This is a genomic window from Thermoflexus sp. (assembly GCF_025055495.1).
Classification (GTDB): domain Bacteria; phylum Chloroflexota; class Anaerolineae; order Thermoflexales; family Thermoflexaceae; genus Thermoflexus.
On sequence record NZ_JANWXB010000084.1, the window covers coordinates 1 to 6,994 of the forward strand.

A 6,994-nucleotide genomic window follows, 5' to 3' on the forward strand; every position below is an offset into this window, starting at 1 on the left:
TCCGAGCTCTCCCGCTGGTCTTGGGGTTGAGGTGCCGCTGAAGGCAACGCCTGGCCCCTAACCATTCGCCATTTCAGCAAATCCCTTGGCTGCTCAGGAGGAAGACCATGAGAGGAACCCTCGGGATTGCTCTCGTTCTCATCCTGCTGACGGGATGCTGGACCGCCCCTGCCCTATCGATCTCGTCCACCGATCGATCCGGAGCCCGTCCGGTCTCTCCTTCCCCTACCAGAGACACGCGCCCGACCACCCGTGCTCTATCCCCCGCTCCCACATCCTCCTCAATTCCCTCCACGAAGGCCACGCTCCCGATCGTCGCCCCCCTCTCTCCCACGGCGAGGCCGACTCGCATGGCTACATCAACCCGGCCGTCGCGACCTTCCCCCACCGCCCGCCCAACCCGCACCCCAAGGCCTTCCCCGACCCCACGGCCTGCCTTAACGACCGCGCCCGCCCGGACGCCGGCCCCAAACCCCTCATCCGGCCCGCAGCGTCCTTCTGCCCCCCGACGGGTCCTGGCCAATTACTTCCCCTGGTATGACCCGGGCACGTGGTTCACCGGCTGCACCTCAGATTCGGACCAGCCCCGGGACGGCGTTTACAACTCCGATGATCCCGGTGTGATCGCCCGCCATATCGCCCAGGCCCGCGCCGCCGGGATCGACGGCTTTGCTGTCCACTGGTTCGCCCCGGGCAACCGCACCGACGCCAACTTCGAGAAGGTGCTGAACATGTCGCCGGAGGGCTTCGATTCCACGGTTACCTTTCTTTATCATATTCTGCCCGAAGCCCATCAGCAGGGAGTGGTGGATTCGCTGCGATATCTGATCTCCCGCTACGCCGCCCATCCTCGTTTCCTCCGCGTCGCCGGACGGCCGGTGATCCTGTTCAGCGATCTGTATCGGGTTCCCGATGCCGCCGGGAACCGGCCCGCTTCGGATCGGGAGGTGGCCATCGCCGTGGCCCGCTGGGCGGAGATCCGCCAGGCGGTGGATCCCCAGCGCACGACCTGGTGGATCGCCGAAGGACTGAAGCCCGATTATCTGGCCGTCTTCGATGGCCTTTACGTCTACAAGATCGACCACGCATGCTGCCCGACGGCTTATCGCGGGGCCTCCCGCTGGGCCGGTTGGGTGCGGGATTGGGAGCGACGGACCGGCCAGCCCAAACTCTGGATCGGCACGGTCATGCCCGGATGGGATGATCTGAACTCGGCCCAGCCCCACTGCACGGACCTGCGGGTGAGCAGCACGCCCTTCGCCCGGGATCGCGAGAACGGCGCCTACTACGCCCGGACCTGGGAGGCGGTGTTGCCCACCCAGCCCGACCTCATCCTGATTCACTCTTTCAACGAATGGGTGGAAGGCTCCTACATTGAGCCCAGCGTCCGCTTCGGGGATCTCTACCTGCAACTGACCGCGCAATGGGCGGCGCGCTACAAGGGGCGATAAGCGGGGAACCTGAAACGCGATGGCGTTGCGCCTCTACTCGAAGTTCGATAAGGCTGCTTCCAGCGGTCTTCTCAGCCCTCAAAAAGCCCTCGGAAGCCGGCCAGAGGGCCGCTTGAGTTGTGATACAATCCGTCGCAGTGAGATCATTGCCAGAGTCGATGAGCCGCTGGCACCATGGATCCTTTCGATCAGGAGAGGCACTCATGCGCGCACCGTGGGCGGTCGCTGGGGTGTTGTTCGCCTTCATGCTTCTCCATCAAACCGACAAACTCCTCCTGGGCCCCCTGGCCACCGATATTATGAACACCTTCCAAATTGGGGAAGATCTTATGGGGCTGGCCTCCACAGCCGCCCTGCTGGTAGGCCTTTTCCTCTACCCGCTGTGGGGCTATCTCGCAGATCGCTTCGCCCGTCCTCTGCTGATCGGCCTGGCCTCCTTCATCTGGGGTGCCACGACCTGGCTCAGCGCCATCGCCCCGACTTATCCTCTCTTCCTGATCACCCGCGCCTCCACCGGGATCGACGATAATGCATACCCTGGCCTTTATAGCCTGATCTCCGATTACTTCGGCCCTCAGCTCCGCAGCCGCATCTATGGCTTCCTCCAGATGACCGGACCGGTCGGGTATCTGATGGGCGTCGCTCTCGCCCTCAGCCTCAAGGATCTCATCGGCTGGCGGACGATCTACCTGATCACCGGTGCCCTGGGCGTCCTGATGGCTTTCATAATCTGGAGGATCGTCCGCGAGGTCCCTCGGGGACAGAGCGAGCCGGAGCTCACCGGCCTCCCCGAGATCCCGGCCTACCGCTTCAATCTGGCTGAGGTCCGCGCTCTGCTGCGCAAGCCCACGTTCGTCTTCCTGGTCACGCAGGGGTTCTTCGGCGTCTTCCCCTGGAACGTGATCTCCTTCTGGTTCTTCCGCTACCTGGAAGTAGAACGGGGCTATACCAACACCCAGATCTTCCTCATCATGGCCTCCGCCGTGATCGTGATGTCCATGGGATATCTGGCCGGCGGGGCGATGGGCGACTGGTTGTTCCGACGAACCCTGCGAGGACGCCTGATCGTCTCCATGGCCGGAGTGCTGGCCGGAGCGATCCTGCTGGCGATCACCATGTCCATCCCCCCTCAGGCCTTCGGCGCCTTCTGGATCATGGTGATCCTCACCGCCTTCACCATCCCCCTTGCTGCCCCGAACGTCCTGGCCACGGTCTTCGACATCAGCCCGCCGGAGATCCGCAGCTCCGCCCAGGCCCTGGAATCGTTTATCGAGGGCAGCGGCGCCTCCCTAGCGCCGTTCCTCACCGGCCTGCTGGCCGTGCGGACCTCCCTGCACACGGCGATCCTGACGATCTGCGTGGGCACCTGGCTGGTGTGCGGGGTGCTGTTCGCCCTGGCGATCGCCTCGGCTCCGCGGGATATCCTGGCCCTGCGGGCGGAGCTCCGCGCCCGCGCCGCCCAGATGGCTTCGGGGTCTTAAAAGCTAAGGTGGCGTCAGGCCAACAATCCATCGCGCGCCCCGGTAGGGCAGACCCAGGCCAGAGGATGTTCCCGATCCGCAGGCAAGCGAGATCGCTTTCACCGGTCTCGCCTGCCTGCAAAAAAATGCTATATGCCACTTCCAAGCTCTCCTGGGGGTTTTGGGGCTGGGGCGTTGCGGAGGGCGGCGCCCCACAGGCCCTGGAGAGGGGCCTGGCCCGCTTCCCTCCTGAGGGCGCTAGGCCATTCCCCGTTACATTCCCACCCGTCCGCCGATCAGTGCTCCCGCGCAACCTGGGATCGGCACCCGAATTATCCCCAGGAGGCCACCCATCGCAGGATCTCCTCCGCCAGTCGGGCGCGTGCCCCCGGGTCGAGGATCACCGTATCCGTCACCAGCGGACGGATCCCCATGGCCTCCACCCCAGCGGCCAGCGCTGCATCGACCCGGTCCAGCACGAAGCCGTCCAGGAAAGTTTGATAGCGCCGCGCCACGGTGAGGGCCGAGGGGGACTCTCCCAGCTCCACCATCATCTTGGCCGCTGGGCCCTTTAACGCCTGCCCCCCCAGGATCGGCGAGACCGCCACCACCCGTCGTTGCTCGATGAGCCCCAGCGCCCCCGGCAACGCCAGGATCGGGCCGATGCTGACATATGGATTGGAAGGGGCGATCACCACCAGATCCGCGGCCTCCAAGGCTGCATGCGCCTCCGGCGACAGTCGGGCCCGTTCCAGCCCCTCCCAGATCAATCCCCGCACCGGTGGGGCGCATCCTCGCCGAACGAAATACTCCTGAAAAGGAAGCGGCCCCTCCTCGGTCTCCACAATGGTCCGCACCGGATCATCGCTCATCGGCCAGATGGCCACCCGCACCCCCAGGGCGCGGCGGAGGCGATCGGTGATCTCGCTCAGCCGCACGCCCTGACGCCACAGGAAGGTCCGGAACACATGGGTGGCCAGATCGCGATCCCCGATACGGAACCAGGTCTCCCCGCCGTATCGCGCCAGCATCTCCAGCGCCGCCCAGGTGTCCCCTGCGATCCCCCATCCGGTTTCCGGGTTCGCGATCCCGGCCAGGGTATACATCACCGTGTCGACATCCGGGCACACCAGAAGGCCGTGCCATTCGAAGTCGTCGCCGGTGTTCACGACCACTGTGAGATCCTCCGGCGGCAACACCCGGGCGAACCCATCCGCCATCCGGGCGCCCCCCACGCCGCCCGCGAGCACCACCACCTGCATGGCCAGATCCTCCATCACGATGAGGATGGAATCATTATCGACCAGAGGCGGGCGATATGCTTGTCCCTTCCGATTTGGCAGGATGCTCTCATCCCAGCTATGATGGGAAAACAGCCTGGCCGGAATGCGATGATCATATTGGTCCGCCCGGACCTGCGTGGGATGCAGATCATGTTTCATCGGCTCCAAGCCCCTCACGGAAAAAGCGAATGCGCTTCCCATGGCCGATCGTGGGAACACCCGCTCACTGCCCGGATGAATGTCCTATGTCCCTGATCGAGGAAATCAAGTCCCGACTGGATATCGTGGAGATCATCGGGGAAAGCGTCCAGCTACGCCGCTCGGGGAAGAACTATATCGGGTTCTGCCCCTTCCACCACAATGTGCGCACGCCGGCCTTTGTGGTCTTCCCCGATACCCAGACCTGGCGATGCTTCGGCGCCTGTAACACGGGCGGCGATATTTTCCAGTTTGTGATGCGGCGCGATGGGCTGACCTTCGCGGAGGCCCTGCGGGTCCTGGCGCAACGAGCCGGCATCCCTCTCGAGCCCAGGACGCCGGAAGCCGAGGCCCGCGAGCGGGAGCGCGCGCGCCTCCGTGAGGTCCTAGAGGCCGCCACCCTTTTCTACCAGCACCAGCTCCGCCACACGCCGGAGGCCGAGCCGGCGCGGGCCTATCTGGCCGCCCGGGGGCTTACTTCCGAAACCATTGAGCGCTTCGGCCTGGGCTACAGCCCCAGCGCATGGCACGCTCTGATCGATTCCATGCTCCGTCGGGGCTTCCCCATGGAAGAGCTCCAGGCCGCCGGCCTGGTGGTCATCCGGGAGGACGGCACCGCCTTCGATCGGTTCCGGGGCCGCCTGATGATCCCCATTCGCGATCCCCAGGGCCACGTGATCGGCTTTGGAGCCCGGGCCCTGGGCGGAGAGGAGCCAAAGTATCTCAATTCCCCCCAGACGCTCCTCTTCGATAAAAGCGCAGTGCTTTTCGCCCTGGACCTGGCCCGGGCGGAGATCCGGCGGACAGGCGTGGCGGTGATCGTGGAGGGATATTTCGATGTGATGATGGCCCATCAGGCGGGCTTCACCAACGTGGTGGCCGCCCTGGGGACCAGCCTCAGCGAGACGCAACTGCGCTTGCTCAGCCGCGGCCTGAAGCGTCTGGTGCTGGCTCTGGACGCCGACCCGGCCGGGATGCATGCGGTGCTGCGAGGGCTGGCCTCGGCCCGCGAAGCATTTCCCGAGACCACCGTGGAGCTCGGCCCTCGTGGGTTGATCCACCTGAGCGGCCAGCTGGGGGTGGACCTGCGCGTATTGACCCTGCCGGAAGGCGTGGATCCCGACGAGCTGATCCGCCGGGACCCGCAGGAATGGATCCGGGCGGTGGAGGGAGCGCGCCCGGTCATCGCCTTCCTGCTGGATTATCTGGCCGCCCAGCATCGTCTGGAGGATCCCAAAGGGAAAGCGGCCTTCGTGCGGGAGATCGTCCCGATCCTCGCCGCGATCCCGGATCCGGTGGAGCGGGATGTCTACATCCAGCAGGCAGCTCGCATGGCCCGGCTGAACGAGCGGGTTTTGCTGGAACAGGTCACCAGCCATCGCATGAACAGGCCCAGGGTGGGGGCGCGTCGCGACGTGTCTCCTCGTAACGTGCCCTCCCCGTCCAGGAAAGGTGCCGAGGCCTTCGAAAGCGGGACGGAAGCGGAAGCCACCCTACTGGTGATGCTGGGCTTGGGACCTGACCTCCTGCCCTACGTAAACGTCCGTTTCGCGGAGCTGGGCCTGGAGCCCCTCTCCGAAGAGGATTTCCTGGATTCTGCCCATCGAGCCCTCTTCCGGAACCTGATGGAGTTTGGGCCGGTGGAAGATTGGCCGGAGGAAGGGACAGAGCCCCAGCGCGCCGGGCCGCTGCTACGAACGCTGTGGATGGAACGGCTCCGGCGCCGCGAGGCGCTGCTGCGCGGCTTCGATCCAGAGGACGAGCGATGGGCGGAGGAAGCGTTGCGTCTGGCGCTGTGGATCCGTGAACAGCGCCTGAAGGAAGTCCTGGAAGATCTCCAGGCGCTGGCGGAGTCCGTTCCGGATTGGCCTCAAGACGAATTCATGGCAAAATGGCAGGCGCTGGCGGAAGCGATCAATCAGGCGCAACGCTTCCGATATCGGCGATGGATGATGGACGATTCGCTCTCCGCAACGGCCCGCCGTTAGCGCCTTGTTCATCTCGGTCGATCCTCGAGGTGACCTGGCCGAGGCTGGTGCAGGGCCATCCCCTCCTGACGGTCCCATAAAGGGGCAAGGAGGGAAAAGAGACGGCTGAGGGAGATCGCTCCCCGTCCGGCCCCTGGAATCCACCCCTCCCCCTGCACCCAGTCGGGGGATTTCAGGAGTGGGGGAAGAAGGATCCCTGCCCTCTGATCGGGGGCCAGCGGCACAAGTTCTGCATCACCCATTGGGCTGTCCGGATCTATTCGGGAAAGGAGTGTCCGCGGATGTCGCAACAGCCGTGGGAGAACGACGAAGAGAAGCGGGGCCTCGAAGAAGAATGGCTGGAGGAAGAGGAAGGGTTCCCGGAGGAGGAAGAGGAAGAAATCGCTGAGGAATCCCTCCCGGAGGAGCCCGAGGAAACCGAACTGGAAGAGATTGAGAGCGAAGGGATCGAGGAGGAGATCGAGGCCCTGGAGGAATGGTGGGGTCCGGAGGTGGCGGAGGATCCGGTGAGGATGTATTTGCGGGAGATCAGCCGGGTTCCGCTGCTGGAGCCCACTCAGGAGCTGGATCTGGCCATCCGCCTCCAGGCCCCCCGGCGGCTGGATGAGATCCGC

General features: G+C 64.9%; 5 protein-coding genes. 4 read left to right on the forward strand and 1 reads right to left on the reverse strand.

Annotated features, from left to right (window positions below):
* The first annotated feature begins 350 nt into the window (after positions 1-350).
* Complete coding sequence (locus NZM16_RS02980) at positions 351-1,451, forward strand: glycoside hydrolase family 99-like domain-containing protein (protein ID WP_295478451.1); 1,101 nt, start codon at positions 351-353, stop codon at positions 1,449-1,451.
* 203 nt (positions 1,452-1,654) lie between these two features.
* Positions 1,655-2,932, forward strand: a complete 1,278-nt coding sequence (locus NZM16_RS02985) for an MFS transporter (RefSeq protein ID WP_295450299.1) — start codon at positions 1,655-1,657, stop codon at positions 2,930-2,932.
* 311 nt (positions 2,933-3,243) lie between these two features.
* Here NZM16_RS02985 and cofD read toward each other — a convergent pair whose 3' ends face one another.
* Positions 3,244-4,353 carry a 2-phospho-L-lactate transferase gene (gene cofD / locus NZM16_RS02990; protein ID WP_295478454.1) on the reverse strand — a complete coding sequence of 370 codons (1,110 nt, stop codon included), beginning with the start codon at positions 4,351-4,353 and terminating at the stop codon, positions 3,244-3,246.
* Positions 4,354-4,439: 86 nt separating this feature from the next.
* Between cofD and dnaG the strand changes: the two genes are divergently transcribed.
* Positions 4,440-6,380: a DNA primase gene (gene dnaG, locus NZM16_RS02995; protein WP_295450293.1), complete on the forward strand. Its 1,941-nt coding sequence runs from the start codon at positions 4,440-4,442 to the stop codon at positions 6,378-6,380.
* A gap of 281 nt (positions 6,381-6,661) precedes the next feature.
* Positions 6,662-6,994: sigma-70 factor domain-containing protein (locus NZM16_RS03000; RefSeq protein WP_295478457.1), on the forward strand; the 333-nt coding region annotated here is incomplete at its 3' end.

Coding starts and splice junctions, on each gene's coding strand:
- cofD (WP_295478454.1), bottom strand. CDS start 4,353: ATGAAACATGATCTGCATCCCACGCAGGTCCGGGCGGACCAATATGAT.
- NZM16_RS02985 (WP_295450299.1), top strand. CDS start 1,655: ATGCGCGCACCGTGGGCGGTCGCTGGGGTGTTGTTCGCCTTCATGCTT.
- dnaG (WP_295450293.1), top strand. CDS start 4,440: ATGTCCCTGATCGAGGAAATCAAGTCCCGACTGGATATCGTGGAGATC.
- NZM16_RS02980 (WP_295478451.1), top strand. CDS start 351: ATGGCTACATCAACCCGGCCGTCGCGACCTTCCCCCACCGCCCGCCCA.